The 17101-nt window shown below is 46.1% G+C and carries 13 protein-coding genes; 2 read left to right on the top strand and 11 right to left on the bottom strand.

Going from position 1 to position 17101, the window contains the following annotated elements; all coding sequences use genetic code 11:
• Nucleotides 1-364: 364 nt before the first annotated feature.
• The 11 genes from DW769_RS15410 to pheA form a co-directional block, all read right to left on the bottom strand.
• Nucleotides 365-1921, bottom strand: coding sequence for an ABC-F family ATP-binding cassette domain-containing protein (locus tag DW769_RS15410; protein WP_118720087.1), 1557 nt, complete (start codon nucleotides 1919-1921; stop codon nucleotides 365-367).
• 258 nt (nucleotides 1922-2179) lie between these two features.
• Nucleotides 2180-3004 carry an HAD-IIA family hydrolase gene (locus tag DW769_RS15415; RefSeq protein ID WP_226906418.1) on the bottom strand — a complete coding sequence of 275 codons (825 nt, stop codon included), beginning with the start codon at nucleotides 3002-3004 and terminating at the stop codon, nucleotides 2180-2182.
• Entirely contained in the window at nucleotides 3001-3729 is a 729-nt protein-coding gene (locus DW769_RS15420; RefSeq protein WP_118750609.1) for a glycerophosphodiester phosphodiesterase, read from the bottom strand. Before DW769_RS15420 ends, DW769_RS15415 begins: the two co-directional genes overlap by 4 nt.
• Before the next feature lie 320 nt (nucleotides 3730-4049).
• Nucleotides 4050-5468, bottom strand: a complete 1419-nt coding sequence (locus tag DW769_RS15425; RefSeq protein WP_118750610.1) for an ABC transporter substrate-binding protein — start codon at nucleotides 5466-5468, stop codon at nucleotides 4050-4052.
• 53 nt (nucleotides 5469-5521) lie between these two features.
• Nucleotides 5522-6334 (bottom strand): carbohydrate ABC transporter permease, encoded by an 813-nt coding sequence (locus DW769_RS15430; RefSeq protein WP_416388109.1) that lies wholly within the window; start codon nucleotides 6332-6334, stop codon nucleotides 5522-5524.
• 101 nt (nucleotides 6335-6435) lie between these two features.
• Nucleotides 6436-7263 (bottom strand): carbohydrate ABC transporter permease, encoded by an 828-nt coding sequence (locus DW769_RS15435; protein WP_118594956.1) that lies wholly within the window; start codon nucleotides 7261-7263, stop codon nucleotides 6436-6438.
• Between the two features lie 55 nt (nucleotides 7264-7318).
• On the bottom strand, nucleotides 7319-8473 hold the full coding sequence (locus DW769_RS15440; protein ID WP_118750608.1) for an ABC transporter ATP-binding protein: 1155 nt from the start codon (nucleotides 8471-8473) through the stop codon (nucleotides 7319-7321).
• 394 nt (nucleotides 8474-8867) lie between these two features.
• Nucleotides 8868-11054, bottom strand: a complete 2187-nt coding sequence (locus DW769_RS15445; protein ID WP_022462391.1) for an RNA degradosome polyphosphate kinase — start codon at nucleotides 11052-11054, stop codon at nucleotides 8868-8870.
• A 13-nt stretch (nucleotides 11055-11067) separates the two neighbouring features.
• Nucleotides 11068-12609, bottom strand: a complete 1542-nt coding sequence (locus DW769_RS15450) for a Ppx/GppA phosphatase family protein (RefSeq protein WP_022462390.1) — start codon at nucleotides 12607-12609, stop codon at nucleotides 11068-11070.
• 83 nt (nucleotides 12610-12692) lie between these two features.
• Nucleotides 12693-14021 carry an ATP-binding protein gene (locus tag DW769_RS15455; protein WP_055222098.1) on the bottom strand — a complete coding sequence of 443 codons (1329 nt, stop codon included), beginning with the start codon at nucleotides 14019-14021 and terminating at the stop codon, nucleotides 12693-12695.
• Nucleotides 14022-14097: 76 nt separating this feature from the next.
• Nucleotides 14098-15228: a prephenate dehydratase gene (pheA, locus tag DW769_RS15460; protein WP_055222099.1), complete on the bottom strand. Its 1131-nt coding sequence runs from the start codon at nucleotides 15226-15228 to the stop codon at nucleotides 14098-14100.
• Nucleotides 15229-15641: 413 nt separating this feature from the next.
• Between pheA and pyrB the strand changes: the two genes are divergently transcribed.
• Nucleotides 15642-16562 (top strand): aspartate carbamoyltransferase, encoded by a 921-nt coding sequence (gene pyrB, locus DW769_RS15465; protein WP_022462762.1) that lies wholly within the window; start codon nucleotides 15642-15644, stop codon nucleotides 16560-16562.
• A 19-nt stretch (nucleotides 16563-16581) separates the two neighbouring features.
• Nucleotides 16582-17019 carry an aspartate carbamoyltransferase regulatory subunit gene (locus DW769_RS15470; protein ID WP_022462761.1) on the top strand — a complete coding sequence of 146 codons (438 nt, stop codon included), beginning with the start codon at nucleotides 16582-16584 and terminating at the stop codon, nucleotides 17017-17019.
• Nucleotides 17020-17101 lie beyond the last annotated feature (82 nt).

A 17101-nucleotide genomic window follows, 5' to 3' on the forward strand; every position in this document is an offset into this window, starting at 1 on the left:
TCAAACTCATTTGCTTTTGTCAAGAACTTTTTTCAAGTTTTTTTGAAGCAGTTCTTGTAACCCGCGGCAGCCACCCGGCTCCGAACTAGGTTTTTCTGTTTCAAAAGAACTCATTCACTGTAGCTCTCGCTGACAGCTTAGTTATAATAACACCGCCCAAAGCAAAAGTCAACACCTTTTTTCGAATTTTCTTATTTTTAGAAAAATACATGCAATTCTGTATTTAAAATATATTATCTGATTTTTTAAGTTGCAGTAAAACAGCCACAAACAATCTCGCTCACTCTCTGTTTGTGGCTGTTTTTTCAATATATAAATGTCAAGCGGATATTCGCAATGGAACCAGAGGACTTACTTGATTCGGTTAAATCACTTTTGTTGTCCACTCCGAGCAGTCCCATACACTCGTTGCCAGACCGTCGTAGAATTCCGGTTCGTGGCAGACCATAAGAATGGTTCCTTTATATTCCTTCAACGCATTTTTTAACTCATCTTTTGCGTCTACATCGAGGTGGTTGGTCGGCTCATCGAGGACAAGAAGATTGGTTTCGCGATTAATCAGTTTGCAGAGGCGAACTTTTGCCTGTTCTCCTCCTGAGAGCACACGCACCAGGCTTTCAATGTGCTGTGTGGTAAGACCGCATTTGGCAAGCGCTGCGCGGACTTCATACTGGGTATAGGATGGAAATTCTTCCCAGATTTCCTGGATACAGCTGTTGGTGTTTCCTTTTGGCATTTCCTGCTCGAAATATCCGATTTCCAGATAATCTCCAAGCTCCACGTCTCCGCCAAGGGATGGGATCAAACCGAGGATGCTCTTTAAGAGTGTTGTTTTTCCGATTCCGTTGGCACCGGTGAGCACGATCTTTTCGCCACGCTCGATCGCAAAGGTCAACGGTCTGGAGAGCGGTTCTTCATAGCCGATCACAAGTTCTTTTGCAGTCACAACGAAGCGGCCCGAAGTGCGCGCAGTGCGGAAATGAAATTCCGGCTTTGGTTTTTCTTTCGCAAGCTCGATCACATCCATCTTATCCAGCTTCTTCTGCCGTGACATAGCCATGTTTCTGGTTGCCACACGGGCTTTGTTTCGTGCCACGAAATCCTTCAGTTCACTGATCTCCTGCTGCTGGCGGTTATAAGCAGCTTCCTTCTGTGCTTTTTTGACCGCATAAACCTCCTGGAAGTGATCGTAATCACCCACATAACGATTCAGCTCTTTGTTTTCCATATGATAGATCAGATTGACAACACTGTTCAGGAATGGGATATCGTGAGAGATCAGAATGAAGGCATTTTCATACTCTTCAAGGTATCGTTTCAGCCAGGTGATATGTTCCACATCCAGGTAGTTGGTCGGCTCATCTAAAAGAAGGATATCCGGTTTTTCCAGCAGCAGTTTTGCCAGAAGGACCTTCGTTCTCTGTCCGCCGGAAAGCTCAGTGACATCGCGTTCGAGACCGATCTCCTCGAGGCCGAGTGCACGGCCGATCTCTTCGATTCTCGAATCCAGAATGTAGAAATCGTGTGCATCCATCATCTCCTGAATCACACCAAGTTCCTCCATCATCTGATTCAGCTCGTCCTCGGAGGCATCTCCCATGGAATCGCAGATCGTGTTCATCCGCTCTTCCATCTCATACAGCCAGGAAAAAGCGCTTTTTAATACATCACGGATCGTCATACCTTTTTCCAAAACGGTATGCTGATCCAGATAGCCGACACGGACATTTTTTGCCCACTCAACCTTTCCCTCATCCGGCATCAGCTTTCCGGTAATGATGTTCATAAAGGTTGATTTTCCCTCGCCATTTGCACCTACCAGACCGATGTGCTCCCCCTTTAGCAGGCGGAACGATACATCTTCAAAAATCGCACGGTCGCCGAAGCCGTGGGACAGATGTTCTACATTTAAAATACTCATGCATAAATTCTCCTTCTTCTGTTGTATTGGAATTTTCCGATCTCCTGACCGTTTTCTTTTTCATGTTATAGTCTGAATCATTATATAGGGAAATTCCCTCTTTTGGCAAGCTTTTTCTATACCGTCCCAGGCTTTTATCCCGTATCCGGAAAGTATCCTTTTCCGCAACAAAAAAGAAGAACTCCTTCGGAAAAAGGTTCTCCTCTCAGAATTCTTCTTTTTGTTTTTTTGTTCCAAAACCATAACCATTTCGGAATTTTAAGAGCATTTCTTTTTTTGTCCATACACCCAATCCGCATACATTTCCTTCACGGATGGATAGACATACTCCACAAGATACTGCGAGTTCTGCATTTCTTCGCGTGTAGATTCGCCTGAAAGCACAAGGGCTGCAGAAATATCCGCCATGTTTGCGCACGCAATGTCCGTATAGAGACGGTCTCCCACAAGAACAGCCTCATCGCGGGTTCTACCTGTCATATCAAGTGCCATCTCAACCATCCGTGTACCTGGTTTTCCGATATAAGTCGGCATGCGGTGGACCGCATGTCCGATCATCTCGCAGATGGAACCGCAATCCGGCACGTAGCCGAATTCAATCGGACAAGCATAGTCCGGGTTCGTTGCAGCGTAATCGAGCTCCGGGCGCTCTGTCAACAGCCGACAGATATCCGTCAGTTTTTGATACGTCAGTTCATTGTCATAGCTTGCAAGCACACATGCAATTCCTTCTTTCTCCGGATCGTGGGTGGTACACACACCGAAGCTCTCCAATTCCCGGATCAGAGAGTCCGTTCCCAGCACATAGACGGGACGGGATCCATATTTCTGCTTCAGATAATGCGCTGTTGCAACAGAAGCCGTCAGAAAGTTCGCGCTTGTTGTCGGGATGCCCAGCTTTGCAAATTTTTTCCGGTAATCTGCTACGCTCATCGTCGTATTATTTGTGATAAACACATAATCTCCACCGTACTCGGACAGTCCGTTTAAAAACCGGTCTGCTCCCGGAATCAGACGGTTCCCCACGCAGATGGTTCCGTCGATATCCAAAAGGAACAGCTTTTTTTCTCCAATCGGTATCACTTCGCGTTGCGGCAGGAAACGGCCACATCCGGATAATTAGTGATGACTGCGTCAACACCGGCCTCCATCAGACGCTCGATCTCCGCCTTATCATTGACCGTCCACACATGCACCGCAAGATCGCTTTCCACATACTGCTGAAGAAAGTCTGCCATCTGCACATGAAAGGTTGCCGGATGAAGAGCTCCTGTTCCGATTTTTTTCGCATAATTCACGACATCATAAATAATATCTGCGTAGAGGATGCCGGTGCTGGCTTTCGGATCCAGTTCCAGAATTTTTGCAATGCTGTAATGGTTAAAGGAAGAATAAATCACGCGATCTTCCATCTCCATCTCTTTTGTCAGCTCGAGTACCTTTTTTTCCAGGTCTTTATACCAGAAAATACCGGTTTTCAGCTCTACATTGATCGTCATTCCCGTTGGTTTTAATGCTTCATATACTTCGCGAAGCGTCGGAATTTTTACATCCTGATACTCCGGATGTGTCTTATTAAAATTCAGGTTCTTCAATTCCGCAAGCGTATAATCTTTGACAAATCCGCTTCCGTCACTGACCCGGTCGATTTCTTCATCGTGGACAACAACCATCTCGCCATCTTTCGTCAGCTGTACATCCAGCTCCACACCGTCTGCTCCCTGCTCTGCCGCAAGAAGAAACGCTTCCAGTGTATTTTCCGGTGCATATGCACTGGCTCCTCTGTGTGCCCATACTTTTGTTTTCATCTCGTATCTGTCCTCCATTTTCCGTTCCCATTTCCAAACCTGCACTCTTTTCTATCTTTTGTCCCGGCTGCAGCTTTTTTTCTTTTATCGTAAACCCTGAAAATAATTAAAAAAGCGGTACTGACTCTTTTGCATTATTTGGAGGCTTACTATAAATCCGGAAACACGCCGGATTTTTGTCTCCGGCGCATTTCCAGTCATATCTGAAAAATCATTTCCGTAACTCGGATCTTCCCCTTCATAGAAACCGTTCAAACACGCTTTGGGAACTCGTTTTTCTTCACTATAGGACGAAATCTTATTTTTGTAAAGCCTGTCTCTTATTCATTTACCAGATTATAGTCCTCGATGGAGCTGTTGATCTGGGAAGCCATCGATTCTACTGCTTTCTCCGGAGTCTCGTTTCCGTTGATCATATTCTCGATTTCTGTTTCCACAATCTGTCTTGCCTCCGGGAATACAGAGAGAAGTGCGCCGGCGTACTGCGGCTTGGAATCGTGCAGCTGATCAATCGCGGTCTGGAACTGTGGATACTGTGCCACATTATCTTTGAAGGTCTGCTCCTCATCAGCAGCTGTTGTTACCGGGAAGTAACCAGTCTCGGCATTCCAGTATGCCTGAGACTCCGGGGAAATCAGGAATTTGATAAATTTCCAGGTGGCGGCTGCTTTTGCATCATCGTTGTTGTTCAATGCCCAGAGAGATGCTCCTCCGATGGAAACACCGCCCTCATCGCCGTCCTTGATTGTCGGGAAATATGCGGTTCCAACTTCGAAGCTTCCATTGACATCCTGTAAAATCTGCTTCAGAGATGCGGTAGAGCCAAGGGTGATCGCTGCTTTTCCGGAAGTAAAGTCTGTCGTTGCGGTATCACTTCCGGCACGGCCTACGTTTGGTGCAACGTCGGCATCGTTCAGGGCTTTCCACTCATTTAAGATGTTGAGCGCTCCGCCGTTGGAATCAAATTCAACTGCAGTAGCAGCGGCATCACGGCCATTTCCATTATCCGCATAGGGAAGTCCCTGTTTACAGAGCCACTGTTCGAAATACCATCCATAGATGGAGAGTGCCAGCGGTTCACCGGCTCCGCCCTTTGTTTTCAGATCATCACCGATAGCAAGAATTCCTTCCAGGCTTGTCGGAACCTCAGTGATCCCTGCTTTTTCAAACATATCTTTGTTGTAATACAGAATCGGTGTGGACGAATTGAATGGCATCGAGTACAGCTCATTGTTTACCGTATAATAAGCAGCGATATTCGGCTCGATCCGGGAAATGTCATAGCCATCTGCATTAATCAGCTCCTGCATCGGAATGACCCAGCCGGAATCAATCATAAAGCGTGTTCCGATATCATAAATCTGTACCAGGTCTGCTCCCATATTTCCGATCTGTGCACTTTTCAGTTTGTTAATCGTATCATCATATTCTCCCTGATAAACCGCCTCAACGGTAATGCCATCGGTATTCTCTTCATTGAATTTATTGACAAGATAATCCATTGCCTCGCCATTGACACCGCCCATGGAATGCCAGAAGGTAATCGTGGTTCCCTTCGTATCCTGGTTTAAATCCGGTGCTTCTGCGCCATCTGCCGTACTTCCTGCCTCTGTGCTGGCTGTGGTTTCATCCGTTGTTGCACCCTGTGCCTCACTCGTTGTTTTTCCACCTCCACATCCAGTAAGCGCCATAGCTGCCATAGAAGCCGCAAGAATCGATGCAATCACTTTTTTCTTCATTTTTTTCTCCTCGTTTTTCATACAGTTTTCTATTCTTTTTTCTGTCACAGGAATCAGCCCTTGACTGCTCCTGAAAACATTCCTTTGATTAAGGCCTTCTGGCCTACGATAAAGATGGAAATGGATGGAATGATAATCATTACCACGCCCGCCAGCATCAGGGTAATCGACTGTGCGTCGACGCTGTTCAGCATACTGATACCAATCTGTACGGTACGCTTGCTGTCCGAACCTGTAACCAGCAGCGGCCACATGTACATATTCCATGCATTGATAAAGGTGTAAACCGCCATTGCTCCCATTGCTGACTTTGTCAGCGGCATCAGGATTTTTACGATAAACCGCAGATTCCCGCAGCCGTCCAGCTTCGCCGATTCATAAAGCGAAATCGGAAAGGTCATGTAGAACTGGCGGAACAGGAAAATTCCCATTGCAGAGGTAAGAGAAGGCAGGATCAGAACAATATAGGTATCGAGCAGTCCGAGACTTCCTACTGTCAGATAATTGGAAATAATGGTTGCCTCACCCGGCACCATCATGGTCGCCATGACCAGCATAAACAGAACATTTTTTCCTTTGAAATTCAGGAAAGAGAAGGCAAATGCCGCAAGAGAACATGTTACAATCTGACCCAGCGTAATGCTGCCCGCAACCAAAAATGAGTTCAGGACAAAGCGTACCAGCGGAATTTTATGAAATGCTTCCACGAAATTTTCCAGCGTCGGATGTTTTGGCACGATGTTCATTGCCATTGTGTAAAGCTCGCCGGACGGCATAAACGCTACACTGATGGTATAAAGCAGCGGAAACAGCATAAACAGACAAACGATCAGGTTCATGGTAACCAACGCTGTTTTCTGAAGCATTTTCTTTCTTTTTGCTTTTGCATTCATTGCCAGATGCAGTGCCTGCAGCTCCTCTGCAGAATAAGTTTTTGGTCCGGCAATCGTAGTTGCTATTGTAGACATCAGTATTTTACTCCTCTCTTTTCCATGCGGAACATAACCAGGGTAAGCGCCATGACAATCAGAAACAAAACAACGGACTGTGCGGCTGCGCTTCCAAACCGGTAATTAAAAAACGCATCACGGTATATCGAATATACAATCAGGTTCGTGGATTCTCCCGGTCCTCCCTGTGTCAGGATTTTCACCTGTCCGAATGACTGGAATGCCTGAATAATGTTAACAACCAGTGTGTAGAACATGATCGGAGAAAGTCCCGGCAGTGTCAGCTTAAAAAATTTCTGTACTGCATTCGCTCCATCTACAGAAGCACGCTCATAAATCGAATCATCAATGTTTCCAAGTCCCGCCGAAAAATACAGGAAATTGATGCCACTGTTCAGCCATGCCGTAAGGACAGCCACACAGATCAGCGCATATTTCGGATCACTGACCCAGTTAATGCTCACATGCAGCAATTTGTTTACGATACCGATCGTGGGATTTAAAATAATCTTGAAAATCATGGCGCCTGAGCTCGATGCTACTGCCATTGGGAGTGCATAGGAAGTACTGAATACCCGGATTCCCGGGAAAGCCTTGCTGCAAAGAACTGCTCCCAGAAGGCCAAGCGCCATACTTCCGACTACAACAATCGCCACAAATTCCAGTGTAACCCAGAGACTGTTGTAAAAGGATGGATTCGATAATAAGCTTTTATAGTTGTCCAGTCCCACATACAATTTCGCTTCTCCAAGCTTGTTTGTCTTATACAGGCTCAGATAAATGGTTTTAAAAAACGGATAAAACAGAAAGATGCTAAAGATCACCATACTCGGGATTAGATACATATAAACTTCTGCTTTTTTACACTTTTCGATTACTTTTTTCACTTCTTGCTCCTTCTTATGCTGTTGCACGTTCTTCTTTTTCAACCGGCAGAGATAAAATATTTTCTTCTGTAAACGGATCAAAGATCTGTGCTTTCTCCATATCTGCATACAATGTAATGCTTTCCTTTACAGTAACCGGCACCTCGGAAGGCACTCTTGCTGTAATCAGATTTTTTCCGGTATTCATATGCAGATACGCTTCTGCACCGATCATCTCCCGCAGGTCAACAAATGCCTTCAACTGATTCTCTTCGTAACAGATCCGATGTGCGGAAGCGGTTGTTTCGTCCTGTAAATCCTCCGGTCTCAGACCTAAGATCACCATTTTTCTGAGATAAGCGCGACGAAGCACCATTTCGTTCTCTCCTTTTGCACGAAGGGTAACTCCTCCGTCTGCCTCCAGATAAACCGCTCCGTTTCTTTCCGTCACCATCGTTTCCATAAAATTCATACTCGGAGCTCCGATAAAACCGGCCACAAATTTGTTTGCCGGATGGCGGTAAATCTGCCCCGGTGTATCCGCCTGCTGCACAACACCGTCTTTCATAACAATAATTTTTGTACCAAGCGTCATCGCCTCCGTCTGGTCATGTGTAACATAAATCACCGTCGTTTTCAGTTCCTTATGTAATTTTGCCAGCTCCACCCGCATCTGTGCCCGCAGCTTCGCATCCAGATTCGAAAGCGGCTCATCCATTAAAAATGCTTTCGGCCGTCTCATAATTGCGCTTCCAATCGCAACTCTTTGTTTCTGACCGCCGGAAAGGGCTGCCGGTCTCCGGTCAAGTAAATGCTCAATTCCAAGCATTTTAGCTGCCTCATGTACCTTTTTATCAACTTCATCCTTGGGCTGTTTCCGGATTTTCAGAGAAAACGCCATGTTTTCATATACCGTCATATTCGGATAAAGCGCGTAGTTCTGAAATACCATCGAAAGATCGCGATCCTTTGCTTCTACATAATTACAAAGCTGTCCATCAATCCAGAGCTCCCCGCTCGTAATCTCCTCAAGACCGGCAATCATCCGAAGCGTCGTCGATTTTCCGCAGCCGGAAGGTCCAACAAAAATCACAAACTCCCGATCCGGTATTTCAAGCGAAAAATCCCGAACCGCATAATGTTCCTTATCATAAGATTTACAGACATTCTTCAACACAATATTTGACATTCGTTTTTCTTCCTCCTCGTCTTGTCGAGATTCATTATACCTTTCCTTCCGTAAAGCCCACTACCACCGCTTTGTAAAATACCCGTTAATAAAATAACCGGCTACTTTACAAAAATCTTTTACATTTTCTCTCATCTCCGTCTCCATCCCCTTCTTTTCCAGCCATTTTTCCAGATCACTCTTTGTAAAATCCCCGAAAATCACCCGCAAAACCAATTTTCAAAACGAGTTCTGAATAGCCATTCTTTTTCCCAATACCAGACAGATTATTTTTGACACAAAAAAAACGCCGCAACTCTCAAAGCTGCAGCGCTTTCTCATCATAACATACCATATTCTTCTTTCATGTCAACGCAGTGGGCGCTCCCGCGCCCACATCCGTGTCCGTCCAAACCTATTCCACCGGTTCCGCCGGCACAAACACCCTGCTGTTTTCCTGTTCTTTCGGTTTTTCCGCTCTTTCCGTTGCCTCCCTACAGAAATACTCCTGTGAATTCACCAGCATCTTTCCGCGCTTATCCGGCTTTGTATACGTTCCGTCTGCCTGTAAAATACTGGCTTTCACATTATCCTTCATCTGGATATCAAGAATATGCATTACTTCTTTCTTGATCTGCTCATCCTCAACCGGGAACACAATCTCCACCCGTTTTTCCAGATTTCGCGGCATCCAGTCCGCGCTTCCCATAAACACCTCTTCATTTCCACCACTGTAGAAGTAGAAAATCCGCGCATGTTCCAGGAAATTGCCGACAATCGAGCGAACGGTAATATTCTCGCTGACACCCGGGATTCCAACCTTCAGACAACAGATTCCCCGGATAATCAGGTCAATCTTTACTCCGGCTGCCGAAGCACTGTAAAGCGCCGCAATAATATCGCGGTCGCATAACGAGTTCATCTTCGCAATAATATGCGCTTTCTGTCCCTTCTTCGCGTGTTCCTCCTCCATAGCAATCAGATGCAGGAATCTGTCTTTCATCCAGAGTGGCGCAACCACCAGTTTGTTCCAGTGATCCGGCTCCGAATAGCCCGAAAGCATGTTAAATACTGCTGTTGCATCCTCACCGATCTTTGCATTGCATGTCAACAGGCCACAGTCCGTATACAGCTTTGCCGTAGAATCGTTATAGTTTCCCGTGCCAAGATGTACATATCTGCGAATGCCTGTCTCCTCGCGCCGAACCACCAGTGTAATCTTACTGTGTGTTTTCAGTCCCAGAAGACCATAAATCACATGGCATCCCGCCTTTTCCAGCATCTTCGCCCAGACAATATTGTTTTCTTCGTCGAACCGTGCCTTTAATTCCACCAGTACGGAAACCTGTTTGCCATTTTCCGCCGCCTGAGCCAGTGCTGCAATAATCGGAGAATTGCCGCTCACACGGTACAGTGTCTGTTTGATCGCCAGTACATCCGGATCCTTTGCTGCCTGCTGTACAAATTGCACGACCGGATCAAACGTCATATAAGGATGATGCAGTAAGATGTCTCCTTTTCGGATGTTTGTAAAAATGTCATCCTCATTCATCAGCGCCGGAACTGCTGCTGGAATGTATTTTGGAATTTTATACTCATCAAAGCCGTCGAGCCCATACATTTTCATTAAAAACGTCAGATCGAGCGGTCCCGGAATCCGGAACAGATCGTCTTCATCGATGTCAAACTCTTTTTCCAGCATCTTCAGGAGCCGCTTATCCATCTTATCTTCCACTTCCAGACGGATCACTTCTCCCCACTGACGTTTTTTAAGCTGCTTCTGGATCTCTTTTAACAGGTCGGAAGCCTCATCCTCATCGATCGAAAGATCTGCATTTCGCATAACACGGTACGGATGCGCGCAGACCACATCGTAGCTTAAGAACAGCTTTCCAATGTTCCGCTCGATGATCTCCTCCAGAAGAATCACATACCGCTGTCCCGTCTTTTCATCCTGCGGAAGCAGAATAAAACGCGGCAGTACCGAAGGAACCTGAACCGTCGCAAATTCCAGTTCTTTCTCTTTTTCCTTCTCCTTGCCTTTCTTCTCTTTCTTATCCTCTGCACGGCTCAGAAGCGAATCCTCTTTCTTCTGCACCAGTGCACCGATATTCAATGTTTTGTTCCGGATCAACGGGAACGGGCGGGCCGAATCCATGGCCATCGGGGTCAGAACCGGGTAAATGTTTTCCTCAAAATAGGAATCCACATACTCCGCCTGCTCCTTCGTCAGCTTCTCGTGCTCACTGATAATCGTAAGGCCAACGTGCTCCAGAGACGGAACCGCCGAGCGATTGTACGTATTGTACTGCAGCTGCACCAGCTCATGCGTCCGTTTGCTGATTTCGGTAAGCTGCTCCTTCGCATCCATGCCGGACAGATCCTTTTTCGTATAGTTTGCATGCACCTGGTCTTTTAGTGAAGCCACACGAACCATATAAAACTCATCCAGGTTGGAGGAGGTAATGCTGATAAATTTCAGACGTTCAAACAGCGGAATACTCTTATCCCGCGCCTCGTTTAAAACACGCTCGTCGAAGCTGATCCAGCTCAATTCCCGGTTTCGAAAATATTCCGGTTTCTTATATGGTGTTATATCCATCTTGTTCGCCTCCTTACATCTGCCGTTTCATCTTAATAATCGGCTGTATGCTGAATACCTCATTGAAAAAATCTAATTTATCCTGGCACAGTCCCTGCTCCAGTGTGAAATCACGGTCAACCGTCAGAGACAGATGCAGTTCTCTCTCCTTTAAGGCAGCGCGGATCGACTGGATTTTCTGCAGGTGACTCCGATCTAGTGCATTCGCCAGACGGACGATTGCTGTCAGCTCCGATACGGTCAGATACTGTTCTGCACTAAGCGACGATTCCATCACCAGCTCATCGTAGGATGGAAGCACTGCCGTATTGTATTTTGCAATCAGTGCGACCATCTCCCGTTCAATATGGGACAGTCCGATGATTTCGTTTGACATGATAATATTATAGGAAGAATCCGCTACATTATTAAGGCTGATGTATTTTCCGACATCGTGCAGCATCACCGCCATCCGAAGCAGCAGCCGCTCGCGTTCTTTCATGCCGTGCATCTTTTTCGTCGCATCAAACATGGCAAGGGCCGTCATCTCCAGGTTCTGGACGTGCGGGCGATTCACCGCGTACCGTTTTCCGATATTTTTTGCCGCCATCAGAATATCATTTTCGAAATTATGACCGCCTTTCAGCAGTTTCATCTGCTCCGCATACTCGTATGCAATACCACGTGTCATATGCACGCCCGGAATCCAGATATGCTCCGCACCCATCATATCAATCAGACATTTATAAATCACAGCAGACGGGTACATCAGTGAAGCGTTTTCCAGCGGAATACCAAGTTTTACAGCAAGCTCCATCGGTGACTGACGGATAATTTTCTCATACCAGGTATTAAAGTTTTCACGGGAAATGATTTTTGTCGTTTTTTCTTCGATATTCTGATAAACACTGTCGGTGAAAACATCGCCGATCAGCATAATGTTTTCGATTTTACGGTCTTTCAGATACATCTTTTTAAAGCTCGATACTTCATTCCAAATCAGCTCTTCGACCATCTCTTCGTAATGTTCCGTCTCACTCTGAATTCCGGCAAGACGCTCGCGGATGCGAAGACTTCCCATGCGGATGTTCTGTGTTGTGACAAGTGCATCCTTGTCGAACAGGGAAATCTGAAAACTGCCACCGTCAAGATCGAGAATCGCAGTTCCCTTTTCAATGATCTTGTTAAAATTGTCCTCCATCGCCGCGAGCGCTTTATAGCTAAGAAAACGCTGCTCCGAGTTGGAGAGAACAGTGACAGAAAAACCGGTCAGCTGATGAATTTTTCCAAGGACATAGAGACTGTTCGACGCCTCACTGATCGCACTGGATGCCGTTGCACGGTAATCGTCCACGCGATAGCCTTCCATAATCCGCACAAAATCTGCGAGTACACGGCACAGCTCTTCTTCCATTTCAGGGCGAATTTTTCCCAACGTGTACGTATCTTTTCCAAGCTCCATCCGATGACAGATCTTATCCACGCTTCGGATTCCCTGTTTTTTGGAGATCTCGAAAATCTCCAGAATGACGTCGTAGCTGCCGATATCAATGGCAGCAAATGTGGAATACTGCATATATGCTTTTCCTCCTTCTTTTTCAAAGGATATCCCAAAAAGCCCGCTCCCAATACCAAGCGGACTTTTTGACCTTTTTCTTTTTACTGTTTTCCGAGCAGATAATCGATAAACTGCTGTGCGGTACGGCCGGACAGACCGCCGTGGGACAGTTCCCATTTGTTCGCTTCTGCCAAAAGCTCTTCCTCACGCAGCGTCACGCCGTATCGTTCGGCCAGTGTGGAAACAATCTTCTGGAATTCTTTCTTATCCGGTGCACCAAAATAGATGCTGACGCCGAAACGGTATACCAAGGATAGTTTCTCCTGTACGGTGTCGGAAGTATGCATATCCTGTCTTGTTCCTTCTTTATCACTGTAATCCTCTTTAATCAGATGGCGACGATTGGAGGTTGCATAAATAAGAATATTGTCCGGACGTTTTTCCAGGCCTCCCTCAATGACAGCTTTCAGGTATTTGTACTCAATCTCAAACTCTTCAAAGGAAAGGTCATCCATGTAAATAATGAATTTATAATTTCTGTTTTTGATCTGTGCAATCAGCTCATTTAGATCCTGAAACTGATGCTTGTAAACCTCGATCATTCGCAGTCCCTGATCGTAATATTCATTCAGGATACCCTTAATGCTGGAGGATTTTCCGGTTCCGGCATCGCCAAAAAGCAGACAGTTGTTTGCTTTCTTGCCCTCGACAAACGCTTTCGTGTTGTCGATCAGCTTCTGCTTTGGAATTTCGTAGCCGACAAGATCAGAAAGGCGCACATCCGGAATGTTGGTAATCGGGATAATCTCAACGTTCTCTCCTGTATGCGCAATACGAAATGCCTTGTGAAGTCCCAGTTTTCCCACTCCGAAATCTTTGTAAAACTGAACCATATCAGCCATAAATTCATCTGCGGATGCAGCCTTTGCCAGACGGATGGCCAGCTCACAGATACGATCCCGGACTTCTTTGTTGAATAGTTTATTCGGGCTGTCCGTGTTCTCATAGGAACTGATGACAGAGGCATCGCCGGACTCAAAAATCTCATCAAAAACACAGATATCGAAATCGAACAGCTCTTTGAAACGGACAAAATCATGTTTTGCCATCTGGTTGATGCTTCCCTCGACTTTTCCGACAATCTCGCAGGAGGTAGAAAATGCATTTTCTTTGTTGACCAGAAGATATGTCAGATAATCGTGCCAGAGATTTCCGGAGAAGCCGTAGCGGTTTGCCATCTCGACAAGGCGGTTCAGTGCCTCATAAAACTGCGGCTCATATGCGCTCATATTCTCACGGAACCGGCGGTCCTTCAGGGAAATCTGAGCATTGACCAGTTTTTTGTAGGTCTCCACCAGTATCGTCATATCGCGCAGTACCTCCCCCTCTGCGAAATCGCGGTAGAGGATACATTCTTCTATTCTAATCATCTTTTGTCTCTTCCTTCCTGTCATTTTTCATTTTATTTATGCGAAAAGGCCGCTTGGTACGGCCCTCTCTTCTGGATTAATAATTTCCGAAAATCCGGAATTTCGCGGATTCTGCCTGCAATCCGCGCAGTGCGTTTTTGACTGCCGGATCGCTTAAGTTCCCCTCGAAATCCACGAAGAAACGGTACTCCCATTTCCGCTGCGGAATCGGGCGGGACTCGATTTTGGTCATGTTCAGATCGTTGTAAATAAAATGTGCCAGTGCGTTGTAAAGAGAACCGCTCTGATGCGGCAGTTCCATGCATACGCTGATTTTCTGTGCATCTTTTACAAAGCGTTTCTGCCCAGAAATGATAACAAAGCGTGTCGTATTTCCCTGGGCATCAAAAATACCTTCTTTTAAGATCTGCAGTCCGAAATGCTCTGCAGCGTACGGACTTCCGACGGCTGCCATCGTAAGATCACCGCTCTCGGATACTTCTTTTGCAGCGGCGGCTGTATTGAGACGCTCTTCCGTCTTCCAGTTTTCATTGGAATCCAGGAAACGGCGGCACTGCGCCAGCGCCTGCGGATGGGAAATCACGGTGCGGATCTCCTCAGCCTTTGCTCCCGGCAGTGCCATCAGCACATGCTCCACCGGCAATTCCTGCTCACCGACGATGTAGTGCGGATATTCCACCAGAAGATCATAAATATCGGATACAATGCCTGCTGTGGAGTTCTCGATCGGAAGCACGGCATAATCGGCTTCGCCCCTCGTAATCGCCTCCATCGCCTCTTTCCAGGTATCTACGTGAAAGCTTGTAATCGTATCATCGAAAAATTCTTTCATCGCACCGAAACTGTAGGCGCCCTCCACACCCTGGAAAACAACTCTTTTGCCGTGTGTCGGGAGGTGGTCAACCTGCGTGTAATCGGTCATCTCCTCGCCGCCGTTTTCTGTCAGCAGCTGATACTGACGCTTCCGGCTGATCGACATGATCTGCTGGAACAGCTCCTGGATGCCTTTTATATTGAATGCATTTGTTCCCTCGCCTGTCAGCTTTTCCAGCTTCTGGCGCTCACGTTCCGCATCAAAAACGGCTTTTCCTGTCTCTATCTTGTACTGCGCAACCTCCGCCGTCAGCGCCATCCGGTGCTGGAACAGGCGGACGATCTCGTCATCGGTGGCATCGATCTCGTCGCGGATTTTTCCTAAGTCTAGCATATCTGGTCCTCCTGATACTCTGCATTTGTTGCAGATATCAATATTTTACTCCATCTCCGTTTAATTTACAAGAAAAGATCTTCCGAAATTCGGCTTTTGTACAATCTTTTTCCTTTTTGACTGCTATTTCACTTTATTTTTTCACATTTCATATTACTCTGCTTTTCGACCTTTTTCCTGCCATTTTTTATCTTGCATTTATCCTGTTTTTGTGTTAAGGTGGAACACAGAAAAAATAAGTTACTGTTCACTCAGCAGGGAAACACCTGCTGTTTCGCTGCGTAAGAAAGTGATTCAGGCGTGAGCAGCCCTCCTTTTGCGAAGCAAAACTTTAAATGAGGGCTGCGAATGTTACCGTTCGCAGGGAACCTGTGAACGGTAACAAAAATAAGGATCTTCATAGGAGGTAATATATGCGACACTTAATGAGTCCCCTTGATTTCTCGGTCGAAGAACTGGATCAGTTAATGGATCTGGCGAACGATATTGAAAAGAACCCGGAGAAATATGCACATGCCTGCGATGGCAAAAGACTTGCTACTTTATTTTATGAACCAAGCACACGCACCCGTCTCAGCTTTGAGGCTGCCATGATGAATCTTGGCGGTACTGTTCTTGGTTTTTCTTCTGCCAATTCTTCTTCCGCTTCCAAAGGTGAAAGCGTAGCCGACACCATCCGCGTGGTATCCTGCTTTGCAAATATTTGTGCCATGCGTCATCCGAAAGAAGGCGCTCCGCTCGTTGCATCGATGTACTCCCGTATTCCTGTGATCAACGCAGGTGATGGCGGACATCAGCATCCGACGCAGACTCTTACCGATCTTCTCACCATCCGTTCTTTAAAGGGTCGCCTGAACAATCTTACCATCGGCTTCTGCGGTGATCTTAAATTCGGCAGAACGGTTCATTCCCTGATTGAAGCGCTGGTTCGTTATACCGGCATTAAAATTGTATTAATCTCCCCGGAGGAGCTTCGTCTCCCGGATTACATCCGTGATGATGTGCTGCGGGCGAACAATGTTCCATTTGAGGAAGTTATTAAAATGGAAGATGTTCTCCCGAAGCTGGATGTTCTTTATATGACCCGTGTCCAGAAAGAACGTTTCTTCAACGAGGATGATTACATCCGCATGAAGGATTTCTATATTCTGGATCAGTCCAAAATGGATCTTGCTTCTCCGGAAATGCTGGTTCTGCATCCGCTGCCGCGTGTCAATGAGATCTCCGTTGACGTGGATAATGACCCGCGCGCTGCTTACTTTAAACAGGTTCAGTACGGTGTTTATGCACGTATGGCCCTGATTCTGACGCTGCTGAACATCAAAGTCGATTAAGAAAGGAGCATCTTTCGCTATGCTGAACGTAGGACGTATTGAAGAGGGCTTCGTGCTCGACCATATTAAAGCAGGAAAGGCTATGACCATTTACCATGATCTGGGACTGGACAAGCTGGACTGTACCGTAGCCATTATTAAAAATGCCAAAAGTGAAAAAATGGGAAAAAAGGACATTCTGAAAGTTGAGTGTTCGGTTGATAAGATGGATCTTGACATCTTAGGCTTTATCGATCACAATATCACTGTCAATGTCATTAAAGACGGCGAGATTACGGAGAAAAAAGAACTTCATCTGCCGAAACAGGTGGTTGATGTGATTAAATGTAAAAACCCGCGCTGTATCACCTCTATTGAGCAGGGATTAAAACATGTCTTTATCCTGGCTGACCCGGAAAAAGAGGTTTACCGTTGCAAATACTGTGATGAGAAGTATACAGGAAACAGAAATAAATAAGAGCTGTACGGCAAAGTGAACCGCTCCCCGTCAAGTAGACAATTGAAAAAATATAAATTTTTCCTGCCAGTAGAAATTTATC

It is taken from the genome of Blautia sp. AM29-29, assembly GCF_003480555.1.
GTDB lineage: Bacteria > Bacillota > Clostridia > Lachnospirales > Lachnospiraceae > Fusicatenibacter > Fusicatenibacter saccharivorans.